This is a genomic window from uncultured Paraglaciecola sp., assembly GCF_943787955.1.
GTDB lineage: Bacteria > Pseudomonadota > Gammaproteobacteria > Enterobacterales > Alteromonadaceae > Paraglaciecola.
Genome location: NZ_CALSOK010000001.1, coordinates 1 through 16,885 on the forward strand (window position 1 = coordinate 1; position 16,885 = coordinate 16,885).

General features: G+C 41.4%; 13 protein-coding genes. 6 read left to right on the forward strand and 7 right to left on the reverse strand.

What is annotated here, in order from left to right; translation table 11 throughout:
- From Q0Y52_RS00005 to Q0Y52_RS00020, 4 genes are all read right to left on the reverse strand, one after another.
- A partial coding sequence (locus tag Q0Y52_RS00005; RefSeq protein ID WP_297816307.1) for an ABC transporter permease occupies positions 1-1,535 on the reverse strand: 1,535 nt, incomplete at its 3' end.
- A gap of 108 nt (positions 1,536-1,643) precedes the next feature.
- Positions 1,644-1,940, reverse strand: coding sequence for an ATP-binding cassette domain-containing protein (locus Q0Y52_RS00010; protein ID WP_297816310.1), 297 nt, complete (start codon positions 1,938-1,940; stop codon positions 1,644-1,646).
- Positions 1,894-2,277, reverse strand: a complete 384-nt coding sequence (locus Q0Y52_RS00015) for an ATP-binding cassette domain-containing protein (RefSeq protein ID WP_297816313.1) — start codon at positions 2,275-2,277, stop codon at positions 1,894-1,896. The genes Q0Y52_RS00010 and Q0Y52_RS00015 overlap by 47 nt, the downstream gene beginning before the upstream one ends.
- 32 nt (positions 2,278-2,309) lie before the next feature.
- Positions 2,310-2,774 carry a cytochrome C gene (locus Q0Y52_RS00020; protein WP_297816316.1) on the reverse strand — a complete coding sequence of 155 codons (465 nt, stop codon included), beginning with the start codon at positions 2,772-2,774 and terminating at the stop codon, positions 2,310-2,312.
- A 571-nt stretch (positions 2,775-3,345) separates the two neighbouring features.
- On the opposite strand from Q0Y52_RS00020, the gene Q0Y52_RS00025 reads away from it, so the two are divergent.
- Both Q0Y52_RS00025 and Q0Y52_RS00030 read left to right on the forward strand, forming a co-directional pair.
- The gene (locus Q0Y52_RS00025; RefSeq protein WP_297816319.1) at positions 3,346-6,063 is read left to right on the forward strand and encodes a cation-transporting P-type ATPase; all 2,718 of its coding nucleotides are present in this window, start codon (positions 3,346-3,348) and stop codon (positions 6,061-6,063) included.
- 507 nt (positions 6,064-6,570) lie between these two features.
- Positions 6,571-7,185 carry a LysE family translocator gene (locus Q0Y52_RS00030; RefSeq protein WP_297816322.1) on the forward strand — a complete coding sequence of 205 codons (615 nt, stop codon included), beginning with the start codon at positions 6,571-6,573 and terminating at the stop codon, positions 7,183-7,185.
- A 345-nt stretch (positions 7,186-7,530) separates the two neighbouring features.
- Here Q0Y52_RS00030 and Q0Y52_RS00035 read toward each other — a convergent pair whose 3' ends face one another.
- Complete coding sequence (locus tag Q0Y52_RS00035; protein ID WP_297816326.1) at positions 7,531-8,766, reverse strand: site-specific integrase; 1,236 nt, start codon at positions 8,764-8,766, stop codon at positions 7,531-7,533.
- A 2,429-nt stretch (positions 8,767-11,195) separates the two neighbouring features.
- On the opposite strand from Q0Y52_RS00035, the gene Q0Y52_RS00040 reads away from it, so the two are divergent.
- Together Q0Y52_RS00040 and Q0Y52_RS00045 are read left to right on the forward strand one after the other, a co-directional pair.
- Positions 11,196-11,939 carry a hypothetical protein gene (locus Q0Y52_RS00040; RefSeq protein ID WP_297816329.1) on the forward strand — a complete coding sequence of 248 codons (744 nt, stop codon included), beginning with the start codon at positions 11,196-11,198 and terminating at the stop codon, positions 11,937-11,939.
- Positions 11,933-12,535, forward strand: a complete 603-nt coding sequence (locus Q0Y52_RS00045; protein ID WP_297816331.1) for a hypothetical protein — start codon at positions 11,933-11,935, stop codon at positions 12,533-12,535. The genes Q0Y52_RS00040 and Q0Y52_RS00045 overlap by 7 nt, the downstream gene beginning before the upstream one ends.
- A 79-nt stretch (positions 12,536-12,614) precedes the next feature.
- Here the strand turns inward: Q0Y52_RS00045 and Q0Y52_RS00050 are convergent.
- Positions 12,615-13,690, reverse strand: a protein-coding gene (locus Q0Y52_RS00050; protein ID WP_297816334.1) for an IS3 family transposase whose coding sequence is annotated in 2 segments (ribosomal slippage) — positions 12,615-13,507 and positions 13,507-13,690 — 1,077 coding nt in all. Because the reading frame shifts where the segments join, the coding sequence is not laid out codon by codon here.
- A gap of 360 nt (positions 13,691-14,050) precedes the next feature.
- On the opposite strand from Q0Y52_RS00050, the gene Q0Y52_RS00055 reads away from it, so the two are divergent.
- Positions 14,051-15,219, forward strand: a protein-coding gene (locus tag Q0Y52_RS00055) for an IS3 family transposase (RefSeq protein ID WP_297816336.1) whose coding sequence is annotated in 2 segments (ribosomal slippage) — positions 14,051-14,300 and positions 14,300-15,219 — 1,170 coding nt in all. Because the reading frame shifts where the segments join, the coding sequence is not laid out codon by codon here.
- Between the two features lie 56 nt (positions 15,220-15,275).
- On the forward strand, positions 15,276-15,704 hold the full coding sequence (locus tag Q0Y52_RS00060; RefSeq protein WP_297816339.1) for a hypothetical protein: 429 nt from the start codon (positions 15,276-15,278) through the stop codon (positions 15,702-15,704).
- Here the strand turns inward: Q0Y52_RS00060 and Q0Y52_RS00065 are convergent.
- Positions 15,679-16,835, reverse strand: a protein-coding gene (locus tag Q0Y52_RS00065) for an IS3 family transposase (protein WP_297816341.1) whose coding sequence is annotated in 2 segments (ribosomal slippage) — positions 15,679-16,589 and positions 16,589-16,835 — 1,158 coding nt in all. Because the reading frame shifts where the segments join, the coding sequence is not laid out codon by codon here. The two genes, Q0Y52_RS00060 and Q0Y52_RS00065, sit on opposite strands and share 26 nt — an antisense overlap.
- Between the last annotated feature and the right edge of the window lie 50 nt (positions 16,836-16,885).

The window sequence follows — 16,885 nt, forward strand, 5'->3', positions numbered from 1 at the left end:
GAGCCAAAACTAAAATCCGCATTAACTGCATTTATGGGTTCAGCTGTTAGGACGCCAGGTAATTTTTCGAAGTCATAAATGGCACGTAGCGGCAAAGAGTCAACCACACCCACTGTAATATGTTGCCGCTGGCTATCAAAAAAATATACGCGTTTAAGATGAGTTAACGAATCGTCCCACTGCAAGGTCATAATAATTAAGCCGGTTGCCATGGCGATCCCAGCACTGGTTAAAAATGAACGCAGTGGCCGACGAGATATTTGACGTAATGCAATACGAGTAGGCTGATCCAACAATCTAACTAGGCCCAGCGACGATAAAAAGGTTTGTTTATAAATGCCAGGGGAGGGAGGTATCATCGCTTCAGCTGGGGGTAATTTAACAGCGGTTCTAACGGCCGTTAACGCACCCAAAATTGCAGCGATTAAACTGACTAACCCACCAATAATGAAAGCAAAAGGGCTGGGACGATAAATCAGCAAAGGGAAACGAAACAGTTCAGCATACATTACCGTATTAAGACGACCAAAATAAGCGCCAATAACTGAGCCAATTGTCACACCTATGATCCCAATCACCAACATCATTTTAATGTAGTGCCAGGCGATTTGAAAATTGCCATAACCAAAAGCCTTGAGTAAGCCAATTTCGGTTCTTTGTGTTGCAATTAATCGTGACAACACCATGTTAGTTAAAAATACCGCTACAGTAATAAAGATAGTGGGCAATATGGTTGCCATACTTTTTTGCTGTTCTATTTCGTTTTTCACAAACCAATTTGATATTTGATCTTCGCGCTTAATGGCTCTGACTCCACCATAAGGTTCAAGTAAAACATCAACATTATTAAGCACATCTGCAGGCAGGGTATTGCGTGTTAACGTTAAACTTAGATAGTTGAAGGACTCTTGCAGATCATAAGCCGCTGCAAGCACATCATTTGACATCCACATCACGCCAAACAGCTTATCGTCAGGCATCAGCGCACCGGGGCCAATGGCGTAGATAAATTCTGGACTTAGGGCGATCCCCACCACATAAAAATCTTTTTTGTGACCGTTCATAATGACACTGACCGTATCACCAATATCAAGTTTGTGGGCTTCGGCAAAAGGCTCATTGAGGATAACCTGATCATCACGTCCAGGGCTTACCCAGCCGCCTTTTCGCAATACCAACTGATTCAGTAAAGGCTGGCCTTTATCTGGGATTGACATAAGTTGTGCTATGACCGGTTGGTTAAAACCCTTAATGTCTATATTTGCATAGCTACTTATTCGCGTCTGAACTGTTTGTACGCCGTTTATTTGTGAAATTTGGTTGGTTAACCGCAATGGGGCACGAGTGGCAAATGCAAATATTTCGCCAAAGCGATAACGTTGATAATAGGCTTCAGTGGTGTCTTCAAGGGCTTCGATAGTTGACAACGACATAACTAAGGTTGCAACACCTGAACCAATAACGAGGGCAACGGCTAAAACTTGTCCACGCAATTTCCATAAGTCTCGTATTAACTTTTTGTTTAAGACTTCCATCACCATTTTAGCTCTTTGGCCAAAACACGAGTGGAGTTTTTGTGTATGCTGGCTATCTGACCATCAGAAATATTTACCACTCTGTCGGCCATACTGGCGACTACGGAGTTATGCGTAATGACAGCTATAGTTTGTACCAAGTTGTTGGTTGATGTTTTCGATGGCTTCTAGTACTAAAATGCCAGTTTTTCTGTCTAATGCACCAGTTGGTTCATCACATAATAAGATATCAGGTTGTTTGGCAATTGCCCGCGCAATCGCTACACGTTGTTGCTCGCCGCCTGAGAGTTGGGCGGGGAAGTGATGCATACGATCGCCAAGTTTAACGAGTTCTAGCGCTGCTTCAGGCGCAATGGGATTAGGGGATATCTCCGTAACCAGCGCAACGTTTTCGTAAGCTGTCAAGCTGGGGGATCAGATTATAAAATTGAAATACAAAGCCTACATGTTTACGCCTAAATCGTGTCAGTTCATGTTCACTGGCCTGACTCAAGTCTTGTTGATTATAAAGTATCTGACCTGAGGTAGGTAAATCAAGCCCTCCCAATATATTTAATAAAGTAGACTTGCCACTCCCTGACGCACCTAACAGCACCACCAACTCTTTTGGATAAAGTTCGAAGTTCACCCCTCTAAGAGCTTGCACTTCCACTTCACCGCTGTGGTAAATTTTAGTCAAATTATAGGCCGCTAACGCGGGTGGTATTCCAGGCTGTAACTCTGATTGGGAAACCTTATGCATATAATGGCTCAACGAAAATATAAAATGCGATGTTACGGAATAGGGTAATGATGATATTGAGTGTACTGCATAGGTTTGACTTTATATTTAGGTTGTAAAAAAGCAACAATATTAATCAGTTCAGTGACAGTCATTACTTCATTAAATACCGGCATTTTAGAAATTCCGTCCTCAGTTGCCACACTTTCTAAATTGATAGAGCGAGGGGCGAGTTTGTGTGACGGATTAATAATAGATGTTACCAACTGGGCATAAGTTTTAACGATTGAGGAATTACCTCCCAATCTCACTGGCTGCTCGAACACCTTGTTAATAGATTCATCTTCAACCCCTTCAATAGTATGACAAGCCAGACATTGATACTTCAAAAAGGTTGTTTCTCCCATAGCAATGTCGCCCTCTGGAAGGCTAAAACCTTTTGGCGATCCTGGACCTGACTCGCAAGCGTATAAACCCAGTGTTAACAGAACAAGTAATAAAGAAAGAGGGGTATTCATATGTCATCTCCTTGAATCGAACGTCACTCACCCAAAAGGATAGTGTCGAACTTTACGATGGCATATAACAGAAGAAATTTATTGATGACGATCAATGATTGACCATCTCGGTTTTTTCTTACACCGGTTCATGAACACTATTCATGGCTAGTGAGACGTGTAGTGAATTCCATTAATTAAAAAACAGACTCGACCCAAATTAGATACCTGATAGAAGTTATTAATAGCAAGAAGGCAAAGTATCTAAACTAAATGGAACATCACACCAATAATAGCTTAGTGCTTATCATTCACGAGTATTGAATTTTGCCAGTAAAAAGCCAACTCATTTGAAATCCAGTTTATTGATACTGGTCAATTGACTGACATTTTTTGATGTAATTATAATTTCTAAATTTACATTACCAAACTAAATACTTTTAACATGGATCAGGAACATGATTATAAAAGAGGGCAGTCCGGCGGCTTTCAAAAAAATCACTCTATGTAAATGCAATTTTTTTAATGTAGGGTGGATTCAACTCATTCCTTTACCGACCTTTATCTCAGTGCCTCAATAATGGAGGCATTTATGAAGCAAGTAAAATCAGCTCCAACTCCCCCCTCATGGCATAATGTATCTGCAAAGGTTTCCCTCGAAAACCTACACACATCTGTCACTGGCTTAGAACCGGATGAGGCCATAAAACGTCTAACGACCCATGGGCCTAATCAACTCCCACAACCTATTCGACGTAATGCCTTTATGCGCTTACTGCTGCAATTTCACAATATTTTAATCTACGTACTGATTACTTCTGCCATGATTACCGGAATGCTTGAGCATTGGATTGATACCAGTGTGATATTGGCTGTAGTCATTGCCAATGCCATTATCGGTTTTATTCAAGAAGGTAAGGCCGAACAAGCCATGAACGCCATTCGACATATGTTAGCCCCTCGAGCTAAAGTCATTCGTGCAGGCCAGCGAGTGACAATCGATGGCGAGCAATTGGTTCCCGGTGATATTGTATTATTGGAGGCAGGCGACAAGGTACCTGCAGACCTAAGACTATTTAGCGCTCACAGCTTGGCAATACAGGAGGCGATTTTAACCGGTGAATCAATGCCAGTAGACAAAACCACAACTGCGGTGAACAAGGATTCACCGCTTGGGGATAGGTATTGCATGGCTTTTTCTGGCACCCTTATTACCAGTGGCCAAGGCAAAGGAGTGGTAGTGACTACCGGGTCATGCACAGAGATTGGTCGGATCAGCGGCCTATTGGAAAAAGTAGAAACGTTGACGACGCCACTAGTCACTCAGATGGGCGTATTCGCAAAATGGCTTACCTTGCTGATCCTTATTATAGCGGTCTTGCTGCTCGTATTTGGCTATTTCGTCGGGCATCATGAATTTAAAGAAATGTTTATGGCCGTTGTGGGGTTGTCAGTGGCAGCGATCCCCGAGGGTTTACCTGCCGTTTTAACCATAACATTAGCAATAGGTGTGCAGGCTATGGCCAGGCGCAATGCAATTGTGCGGCGTCTGCCTGCTATTGAAACACTGGGTGCAGTATCAGTAATTTGCAGCGATAAGACTGGCACACTGACCCGTAATGAAATGATGGTGGCCACAGTGATTACCCACAGTTACAGATTGACTGTTGAAGGTAGCGGATATGAGCCTAAAGGAGCGCTAAAGCTAGACGACATTCATGTTTCTCCTGGCGAACATACTGTACTGGAAGAACTCGCCCAAGCTGCCACACTTTGCAACGATGGTGCGCTTCGCAAACACAACGAAGTGTGGATGGTAGAAGGTGATCCAATGGAAGGCGCGCTATTGGCTTTTAGCGGAAAAATGGATGTAGACATCCGCCAAGTGCAGGCCATGTGGACACGTACCGATGCGATCCCGTTTGATGCCCGAAATCGATTTATGGCCACCCTGAATCACGATCATGAACAACATGGGTGGGTATTTGTCAAAGGCGCACCGGAAAAGCTTTTAACTATGTGTATAAACCAGCGCGGAGCGAATGGAGCCATAGAAGTTCTAGATACGGCATATTGGAACAACCAAGCAGAATCAGTCGCCACCCTCGGTCAACGGGTACTGGCTTTTGCCGTCAAACAGGTTGTGCCGCATAATACGGTACTGGAACATACGGATGTCCATGCTTCGCTAACCCTGCTGGGGATGGTGGGAATGATTGACCCTCCAAGAGATGAAGCAATTATTGCGGTGTCTGAATGCCAAAACGCAGGTATCAGTGTAAAAATGATAACGGGTGATCATACTAAAACCGCCGCTGCAATCGGCAAGCAAATTGGTTTGCAAAATCCTGATACCGTGCTCACCGGCTTAGATCTCGATGAAATGGATGACGCAACCTTAAGCAAAGCTGTCATGAACTGCGACATCTATGCACGCACCAGTCCGGAACAAAAACTGCGTTTAGTCATGGCCTTGCAAGCCAACGATTTTACAGTAGCCATGACAGGTGATGGGGTCAATGATGCGCCAGCGTTGAAACGAGCTGATGCTGGCATCGCCATGGGTCTTAATGGCAGTGAGGCCGCCAAGGAAGCAGCCGAACTAGTACTGACGGATGATAATTTTGCATCTATAGTTGCTGCCGTGCGCGAAGGTAGAACTGTTTACGACAATATTAAGAAAGTCATCAGTTGGACGCTGCCCACTAATGCGGGAGAAGCTATGACGATAATAGTGGCATTGCTGCTGGGCATGACACTGCCAATTACAGCCATCCAAATCCTTTGGGTCAACCTTATTACTGCTATCACTCTGGGCATTGCATTGGCATTTGAACCGACCGAAGAAAATACCATGCGCCGCCCACCGCGGGCGCGAGAAGAACCTCTACTGACCAATGATTTGGTCTGGCATATTATTTTGGTGTCCTTTTTGTTTTTGTGTGGTGTATTTGGTACTTACCACTTCGCCATCGACCAGGATTACTCAGTAGAACTCGCACGCACTATTGCTCTTAATACCTTAGTGGTAATGGAAATATTTCATCTGTTTTTTATTCGTAATATTTACGGTTCCTCACTGACCTTCAAAGCGTTACGCGGTACCAAAGTAGTCTGGTCGGTGGTGATTGCTGTCACTGCTGCACAGTTCGCAATCACCTACCTACCTTCACTACAATCGGTATTTGCTACCGCCGCCATTCCATTTTGGGATGGTGTGATGATTGTGGGTGTAGGTGTCACACTATTTGCAATTATTGAGGTCGAAAAGCAGGTAAGACTGGCGTGTCAGCGAACAAGAACAGGATAGGGACTAGCATGCTTAACAACATTTGTAGCTGAGAAATACTTTCATATTGTTATAGAGTGAAATTTTACACTTAATCTTCCCATTCTAGTTTTGGGTTATTTAGTTTTCAGTGTGCATAAAAAATCTACCATTATCTATTTTATAAATAATCAAAAACCATTGGTATTGCTAGATACCAATATGAAAATAATGCCAATACCCTGTTATGATTGTTGGTAGATTTTGATCAGCTGCTGCTCAATAACAACGATTCACAGCCAAATACTATTGGGATCTACACACCAAAAAATGTAGTCTAGCAACTAAGTCACTTTCCCAATCGGCTCCGATGGCAGTCAGTTTTTTCTGTTCTTTGGTTCAACCCAGATGTAGATGGCTTTCACACGGTTTTTGATGATGTACACAGCAATATGAAAACCATTAAGGTGCGGGTAAACTGGCGTCACTCAGTAGCATGACCAGTGAAAACTTAGAATAATTACAGCGACTATTAGGGTTGAATAAAATATGACACTCACCGATTGGTTATCACTGCTCACAATCTGTATTTTGGGCGCGATGTCGCCAGGACCGAGCTTGGCTGTGTTACTAAGACACAGTATTCATTCGACCAAACACGGCATAGTAGTGGCCATGAGTCATGGGTTGGGTGTTGGGGTTTATGCGGTATTAACCATCGTTGGGCTGTCGGGTTTACTGTTAAGTTCGCCGTTACTATTTAAGGGGCTGGTTTATGCTGGGGCCTTATATTTGTTGTATATGGGGGTAAAAGCGCTCATGTCCAAGGGCAATCCGTTTAAGGCCGATACCGACTCAAAGCAACCTACCAGTTATTATGCTGCTGCTCGAGATGGTTTTTCTATTGCATTTTTAAATCCCAAGCTGGCGGTTTTTTTTGCCGCATTGTTCAGTCAGTTCATCACCCACGAGCGAATGAACTTCAGTAGCGGTGCTTTAATGGCTGGTACCGTGCTGACCATTGATACCATTTGGTATATTATTGTGGCCGGTTTGGTTCACGGTACCCGTGAGCGTTTTGCATTAGCTGAAAAAGGCCCGCTAATCGACAAAATCGCCGGTGTGGTGTTTATTGCGTTAAGTATTCGGGTAGTGACGCTTTAACAATCTCGTCATCCTTGAGTATAGGTAAAGTAAAATATCATTTTTCAAAAAGATGATATTCCATTTTGCCTCATATTTTCCATATCTACTTTTCTTTTTTACTTTTGTGGAAGTGAAAGTTGATTACTTTCCGTGTGGTTATCAACGGGATTTATATAATACTGGTCCTACTCCTGCCATTGCTAGGCAAATTATTGTGTAAACCAGTTTTGAATTTTTACTTTAGTAAATGGTGATGAATGGCTTTTATTTAAACAGACTTATCTGAGGTGGAGCAATACTTTAGGGGACAATGATTCAACAACTTTTTCATCACAAGCTCAGTAAATATCGAGGGGCTCGAGTCTACAGGTCACGGCTTACCGTGGCCGTAACTTGTTGCTGTAAGTCTGCACTAATATAAATCGATAAGGTTGATAGATCAGCATGCCCGGCATTTTTCATCACAACTTGTAAAGGGGTGCCCGCTGCGATGGAGGTAGATATGCCAGTATGGCGCAACGAATGCACGCTGAATTGACGTAATTCGCCGGCGGCGTGTGGTTCATCTGACGTAAGCTTAGAGGCGGTTAAATCAAAAATTTCACGTACGATGTTACGAATTGCTTCAATTCCCAATTGAGCATTTAACACGCCCGTATCACGGCCATGAGTGCCAGCCTTATGGCGCACAAATAATGGGATTTTTTCATCGGGCTGTGGCAAATCGCTTAACCCCAGATAACGACGATAGTCCTTTAAACACTGAAGAAGTTCATCTGGACAGAGAATGATACGGCTTTTCCCACCTTTACTACGGGGGATTTTAAACACCCAATTACCGCTTCTATGTTTAAAAAAACTACTCATTAAGGGTGTAAAGCCAGGCCTTGCTGCTATTTCTGACACTCTGGGGTAAAGTAAGTAGAGTAGGGCGAACAACAAACGACTGCGCTGATGTTTCTCTGGCTGTTTGTCTGCCAACTCATTGACAACATCCCATACACTCCGCCACTGCAGGGAACTCAATGCCTTTTCCCCCACTTCTGGATCCGCTACATGAGTATTGTTAACATTTAACCGACGCAATAAAATCGCAGCAGGATTCTTATCGTGATATTCCACATCATTAAGAAATAAGAAAAAACTGCTCAACAGTGAAAGCTGAGCTTTTAAGGTACTTGTTTTACGTATGTATTTACCTAAACCACGATGAACAAAAGGCTGCCACTTAGGATTAGCTTGCAATAGAGTCGTTTTCGCCTCGGTAATAAAAAATGGATAGGAGGTGCGTGCAATAAGATGGGCAGGGGGCTGATTACAAAAATCAATGAATTTACGCAAGGCGATACGATCAATCTCAGCTATGGACATGCCGCACACAAACCAAGTCCAGTTAAACAACACATTTAACTCACCGCGAATAGACTTGAAATTATTGGCGTTAAAGCGATTCTCAGCCAAATATTCTATTGCCAGTTCATAGCTGTAAGCAGCGTCAGGAATGCTTCTGTCTAGCTCACTGATATGTTGATTGATGTAATCAACTCCCAAATCAAGCTGATTTGCATGGGGAAATAAAGGCATGAAATTTTGGTTCATAGTGATGTTTAAACATGACATAAGTATATATAAATGATTTTAACTGTATACTTATCCAGTTGATATAATTTTTGTTTAAATCCTCTTAACCGCTACTCTCTAGCGCACTTATTATCTTAATCTTAGCTCTGGGCTCTTTACCACAGTATCTGATTGCTTATCATGCTATTTAGTCTTTATCTTAGGAATATACCCAAAGCCATTAGATCTGAAGTTAGGCGCTAAAAAAACACTGTCACATAAGCTTACTTCTACAAAGTACAATAGGAATGAAGCGGGGAGGTTGTATTATACCTTCATCCTTCTTAGGCAAAATAATAGAAGCGTACTATGTTCAGCCTTAGTAAAGTCAGATCCAAATAACTTAATACTCATAGCTTATTTAAGAGATACCGTTGTATCTAGCTTGCAGAATGGAGGTGGGTGGATGGTACTGCTGATACATTGTTGCTGCCATCGTATGTTTAAATTCTGCGTTAACCAATTTTAATGGCTTTTAACAGCGCGCTTACTGACTAATTTGTTGCAAACACTACGTAAATATTTACTTATTTTATAACCGTTATTTCGCCAAAATAGTCACAGTAATCCAATTGTAATCTGTTAGTTATATACCCTAAATTTAACATAGCTGGTTACATATAAAGATATAGCCGTATAACGCTAATTATACGCATATAAAACAACCTGATAAACTTACTAAACATTCTCGCTGTATTTTGACTATCTGATAGTCTTGAATTGATAAAACTTAATCACAGTAACATGCTAATTGGTACTATTACGCAGTGGTAATAACACCATGACTCTTTATTATAAATATGTCGGCGCTCAGTGCATGCGAGCCCAAGACGTTATGCCGGACTTGGTATTAGTGTAACTCGATGGTTAAAAAATCAATGTTCAGTCGATCAGTAAAGATAAGAACACAGTCATAAATTTACGAGCCACTTGGTGCCCGCCATGTAGATTAGAAATTCATGTATTTACCTATGCACAAGATCGCAATACAGACGTACATATTATTATGTTAAATCTGGGGCGGACATTAAACATCGATAAGCAGTTTATCAAGCATGATATAAACGGCGATATGGCCACCATTATGGATGCTCATAGTTTATCCATAACATTGTATTAATCACAAGATGGAAAACTGGTAGACAGTTATTTTGGTGAGGTGTCAGCGGCAAACTTACATATGCAAAAACTAAATACAATAGTAAGGCCTAAATAGCATTGAACACTGAAAGAATCACTGGTTATGGTTATTCACTTAAGCTGACAATCCTCATAGCCATTTGAGTTGCAGTCAGCTGGAATAGAAGTCAGCCACATGTGCATAGATTAAGTGCAACAGCAATTGCTACAGACAATCATCCATAATTAGTTCAGGCAACATTTGGCATTATCATGTTGCTGTGTGAATGAAGTAAGCTAACACCATGTAAGTCCCAAACGAATTACACAGCGTCCTATAAATGTATTGCCTATCAATACTATTGAATTAGTTGCAGTTCAAACACTCAACCTATTACCAATATACATTCATACTCTATAGTTCCTATAATGTATATTATGTTAAATTATATATTGGATAATGATGTTGTGTCATTTCTTGATGATGTCATTTCTATTCCAACTCTGGAATGTAGATCTAGCGAAACTGGAATGACACAGCTAATTTGCAATACTCGTATATTAATACCTCCATACACTTTGGACGATGGATCCTGGTAGCTGTTTGTGGATAAGCCTGAGCATGCCGCACATGAAAACAATATGTTTGATATTCAACGATTCTTGGAACTTGCGTTTATAGTGTTGTTTTTGAAAATAGCTGAGCTTTTACATCGTGATTCTTAATGTCTGATATTTGGGACTTTCAGACAAGAACCTAGACTTGAAGGCTGTGTGTTAAATATCAGTGGCAAAGATTAAAGAATCACTAGTTAACGGTGCCAGAAAATTTATCGACAACGTACTTATTCGATACTGAGAATATTTTGTTGAACCCCCTACCCCTATATTTGTTGTGTCATGGGATTTTCAAAAACCTGCTCAGCTTTTGACGACATCTAATGAACGTACATAATTATAAATTATGCCATAAACGAAAAATGACGAAGTTAACGAGGCTAAGTTGCGTCCATTACTTGGAATAACAACTTAAAAATAGTTGATTAATTGACGAACAATAGCCAGCTTTCACTCCCATAAGAATATAAAATAGATATCAATATGGAAAACATGAGGTATGATATTTAGATTTAGGAATAATGACTTTTTATTTTACATATAGTCCAGACGTTGCCGCAGTTGGTCAAATTCAGGCCTAGTCGTAAAACAACGTTTGAGTTAATCACCAACGCTGCTAGCAGGCACACTGGTCTCATTAAATACCCTGAATAATAAGAGAAAAAACTACAATGAAGATTTCTGCATTTCGTATTAGTGGATTAGCCGCTCTCGTACTTGTATCGGTTATTCCAATATTACTGTCGGCGTTTCTTTCTTTAAGCATCCTAGCAAGCTCAACCTTGAGTGGGCTTGCTACTAACTTTCTAGCAAAGGTGGGGGTAGAGACTACAGAAGCTTTACTCACGAGAAAGAATATGGACCTTTCTCAAAGAAACACCCGACTCACAACAAAATTAGATAAAGGAAAGGTCGCAGCTAAATTAGCTCGGAATCGAGTTGTGGGCCGTGCGCAAACAAGTGCGATGAGGAACATCGCCAGTATGCCAGCTGAGGCCATACCGGTGATAGGAGTAGGTACGATCGCAGTGGTAACGGCGCTAGAACTTGATGATATGTGTGCCATCATGGGGTTTGTGGATGATCTGACAGAGACCATGGGCGTAGATAATTATGATGCCTCAGAGATCCAAGAATATTGTCGAGAATGGAGAGATCAACTAGAAAAAACAAGCCAGACACTCAAGTCAACTGAAACCTCAATGCGCAAGGGATGGGAGTCCAAACAAGTCACCATCGGCGGCACGATTTATGAGGCATGCACCTCTTTTAACCTCTGTGAAGAGGTGGGTCTGCCAAAACAGGCTCCCCCATCATCACAAACACCCACTAGGTTACCGCCAAGCCTTCACGATGAAATGGTCAAGCAGACCACCGTATATATTGAAACTGTAGTTGAGTTGTGGCCATGGTAGAAAAAACAGGCTTAGAACATCTGTGCAGATTGTTTTTTTACTACTGGATCTTAATAGGCGGTCTAGCTCAGTCAGTAACTGCTGGGGAAGACGCTGCTTGCGAGTCTTCGATTGAATGTATTGAAAAAACGTCAGAGTACATAGGCAATTCGGATTCCACTGACTTACAGTTCTGTATCGATGCGCCCTGTTCATCACCACCACCAAGTGGCGGTAAAGCCTTGTGGGTCTGCCTTGTTGATAATCCCAGACAGGAGAATTCATCTTTTGAACTCAAAGTAGATGCCAATAACATGCTCGACAAAAACAGCGTAGGACGTGCACTTGGTTTTAATAATGGTGCAGATTTATATTGTAAGCACGGGCCGTCTCGCCAGGACCCCTTCTCCCCCTTAGGGTTTAGGCCTATCGAAACAGAATGTTCAACCAGCGCCTTGAAAGGGAGCAAGAGGTTCGAAAGCGAAGAAGTGCATGTGCATCTCAGCCACAACGTTAACTTTTCCTTTCATACCAAGCATGGATGGGGTTCTATTGAGAATCAGGGCTTTGTCTATCGAAGATATTCGTTTCAATGTACTCAGGCGACCTCACACTAATCAATTAGACAGTTTTTTCAGTGAATATTTATAAAGTTCCATGGGACAAGCTCTGATCTTCCCCCAATTTTATAGACACTTAGCTTGCCTGTGAATACATGATTTCATATAAATCTGGAGACACATGGCCAAGATGGCTATGCAGTCGAGTTCGATTGTAAAACACTTCTATGTAATCAAACAAATCTGCTTTGGCTTCACTTCGGGTTGCGTACACTTTTCGCTTTACACGTTCAGTCTTAATAGAGTGAAAAAAGCTTTCTGCCACAGCGTTATCTAGACAATGTCCTCGTCTGCTCATACTCGGAGTCAGATTATGCGCTTTTAGGAAATCTCGATAATCACCGCTTGCATATTGGCTCCCTTGATCGCTATGAACAATCACCTGTGTTGCTTTGGGTCGTCGCCATACTGCCATGAGCAGCGCTTTAATCACAATATCCGATGTCATAGTTGGCTGCATTGACCAACCAATCACTTTGCGTGAGAACAAGTCCAATACGATAGCCAGATACAACCATCCCTCATAAGTCTTGATGTAAGTAATACCTCCAACCCAAGCGGTATCAGGCTCGCACACAACAAATTGCTGCTGTAGATGGTTATCTGCTGCAATATGAGGCGTAGAAGGCTTAAAGTAGCGCCGTTTATAACCAATATTAGCTCTGAGTTTGGCTTGCTTCATCAACTTAGCAACACGGTTTTCACCGCATGTTTCACCCGAACGACGCAGCTCATGTGTGATGTGTGGACTGCCATACACACCGCCACTTTGAACATAACTGGCTTTAATCTGTTCAAGCAATCGTACATTGTCTTTTTCTGCATCAGATTGAGGCTCTTTCAACCAAGCGTAAAAACCGCTGCGGTGGACATTTAACACCTTGCACATGGTGTTAACGCGATAAACATGGAGTCGTGATTTTATGAACGTGTACTTTTCTTTGACTCGCTTGCAAATTACACGGCGGCCTCCTTTAGGATGTTGCGCTCTTTAGTTACTCGCTTTAACTCAGCTTTAAGCTTACGTATTTCTTCTTGCTCTGCGGATTGACTGGCGGGTATTTTGGCTTTACTCACCCAGTCATAAGGTGATTTATCTGATATGCCTAAACGCTTAGAAATGTCAGGTACGGAATAGCCTTTTTCAACCACTTGGCGAACGGCTTCTTACTTAAATTCATTGGGATATTTTTTATTCATAACACTTTTTACCTTACTTCGGTTTCTAAGTAAAAAGTGTCTACAAATTTAGGGGAAGATCATATTTGTATCAAAAGGCGCATAAATGTTAACGTTGTCAAAACATAGGTGATTGATAAATAAGGTATGGAAAATTGATATTCATATCTATTAGGACCAAAGCCAAAATTTGATAATTTGTTAGTTTACCAAAAAACATAAAACTGTTGCTTTAAACAGATAAATAATATGAGGATTAAGTGAGTGAGTGACGTGGTTGAATAGATACGACCCCCCTAGTTAAGACATAATAGCCTTAACTGGAGATAGATAATGACAGCACGTAAGAAATATTCAAAAGAATTTAAATTGGATGCCATCGCATTGGTGGTAGAGCAAAAATACAGTCGAGTCGAGGCTGCTAGGAATTTAGGTCTCAGCCCTCAGATACTCGGTCGTTGGCTTAAAGAAGCCGAAGATGATGATGGTCATGCTTTTAGAGGTAACGGTACCCTAACACCCGAGCAAGCTGAAATCCGTAGCTTGAAGGGGCAAGTCAAGCGTCTCGAAATGGAGCGCGAGATATTAAAAAAAGCGACGGTCTTCTTTGCCAAAGAAACGAAGTGAAGTATTCGTTTATTACCCGATATAAGAAGACCTGGCCAGTGCGCTTAATGTGCAGGTTGCTGGGTGTACAAAGTCACAATTATTACAGTTACCAGAAGCGCCAAACGGATAAACCTGATGATCTAACGCATCAAGAGATGTTGGAATGGGTAAAAGATATCGCCAAGTTCAGCGATAATACCTATGGAGAACGACGCATTCAAAAAGTATTGAATGCGCTGAGCTTTCCAGTGAGTCGCAGGAAAACAGCACAATTGATGAAAGAAGCTGGTGTGTGGGTGCGGTATAAAAAGAAATATAAAGCCACCACCAACAGTGACCATAAGAAGCCTATTTATGACAATGTGCTTAAGCAAGACTTTGTCGCACAAAAGCCTGACCAAGCTTATGTGCAAGATATCACCTACGTTTGGACATCAGAAGGCTGGTTGTATTTAGCGGTGGTGATTGATTTATATTCACGCAAAGTTGTGGGCTGGAGTATGAGTTCAAGAATGAAGGCCAGCTTAGTCTGTGACGCATTAACCATGGCGATATGGCAACGACAACCCAAAGCAGGATTGATTGTGCATTCAGACCAAGGCGTACAGTACGCCAGCAAAGCTTATCGACGCCTTATAAAGACACATGGTTTTGTAGGGAGCATGAGTAAAAAAGGGTGTTGCTGGGACAACGCTGTAGCAGAAAGTTTCTTTGGGAGTCTAAAACAAGAGCGGGTGCATTGGCGCAATTACTCAACCCGATTTAGCGCCCAACAAGATATATTGAATTACATGACCATGTGGTACAACAGCCATAGACTTCATTCGTACTTGGATTACCAAAGTCCTAATAACTTTGAACAACAAAACAATGAATTACAAAAAGTAGCTTAACTGAGGTGGTCGTATTAGGTTGACCACGTCAGAGCTATTCAATTTTATTATTAATAATGTTGGCTGCAATTTTTGTTTATCTTATTTTAATACTGTTACCTCGAACTCAGTTAGAACCTAAAAGAGAAAAATTACTAAAGACAAATAAAAAAATTGAGATTGAAAGCATAACATCTTTGATAACTGAACATCCTAATGAGGTTTCAGTTAAAGAAAATATTGTAGAGATTGAATTTCCTGTTAAGACAAGTGCTGATGGACTGCTCATTGAAAAACCAAGCATAAATATTAAGGAGTCAAAAGTTAATAATGGTTTAGATATTGAAATCACTATACCTAACTTTAATACCGAATCAGTCAATTCAACAGAAATCCATTCACTTCAAAAAACCGAAGTTGAAAAATTACTAAAGAAGAATAAAAAAATTGAGAATGAAAATATAACACCTTTTGTTCTGGTCAAGTCCAACCGGACACTTTTCTAAAGGAGTTTTCAAATTCAATTGGCGATTGATCCAAATTAGCTGAATGTAGTCGCTCAACATTATAATATTTCATGTACCTAGCAACATCTTCTCGCATATGTGTTCGAGTGGGCTGCGGTACTTTAAACAACCAATCATGCTTTAAACTTCCAAAGAAGCGCTCCACAACAGCATTATCCCAGCAAGCTCCAACATCTCCCATACTAGCTCGACACTCTAATCGCGACAGTAGATTTCTAAAGCCTTTACTCGTGTACTGAGAGCCTCTGTCACTGTGAAACACCAAACCTTTTGGTGGTTTGCGTAAATTATGAGCCTTTGTCAGTGCTTGCTCGACCAAATCACGCGTCATGCGTTTTGATATATGCCAACCTACAATCCGGCGTGAATACAAATCCATGACAATGGCTAAGTACAACCAGCCCTCACCAGTCTTTAAATAGGACACATCACCCGCCCAAATTTGATTGGGTCCAACAGGATTGAAATTCATATTTAGCAAGTTGTCAGCCACAGCATCACTGTGTTTGCGCTTGGTTGTCACTTTATAAGCTATTCGCTGAGTCACAACTAATTTAAGCCGTTCCATTAACTTAATGGCGCGATACCGCGTTATTTCAAAGCCTTCTTTGCGTAGTGCTTTAGCAAGCTCTCTGCTGCCTAAACTGTTTCGACTTGCCTTGAATAATGCTTTGGCTCGTCGATACAGTCTTAGCATTTGAGCGCTAATGAGTTCACCAGGTTTTTTTAGCCATGCGTAGTATGCTGACGAACTCACTTCCATCACTTTACAAGCAACTGACACCGGATACTTCGCATCAAGCTCACTTATAAAAGAATATCTTACTTCATTTCTTTCGCGAAGAAGGCACTGGCCTTTTTTAGGATTTCACGCTCCATTTGTAGACGTTTACTATCTTTCCTGAGCTGAATTAACTCTGCCCGTTCATCACCAGATAATGCATCACCTAGTGCCTGTTTCTTATGCTTAGCTACCCAGTTGTAAAGTAGTTTGTCTGTCACACCTAAAGATGCAGCAGCTTGTACGATTGGATAGTCTTGCTCTATTACCAGAGCGACCGCTTCTTGTTTAAATTCTGCGGGATAATGTTTATTTGTTCGTTTAGTCATATTCACCTCAATTAACAGGATTATAATCCTTTATTGAAGTGTCCGGTTAA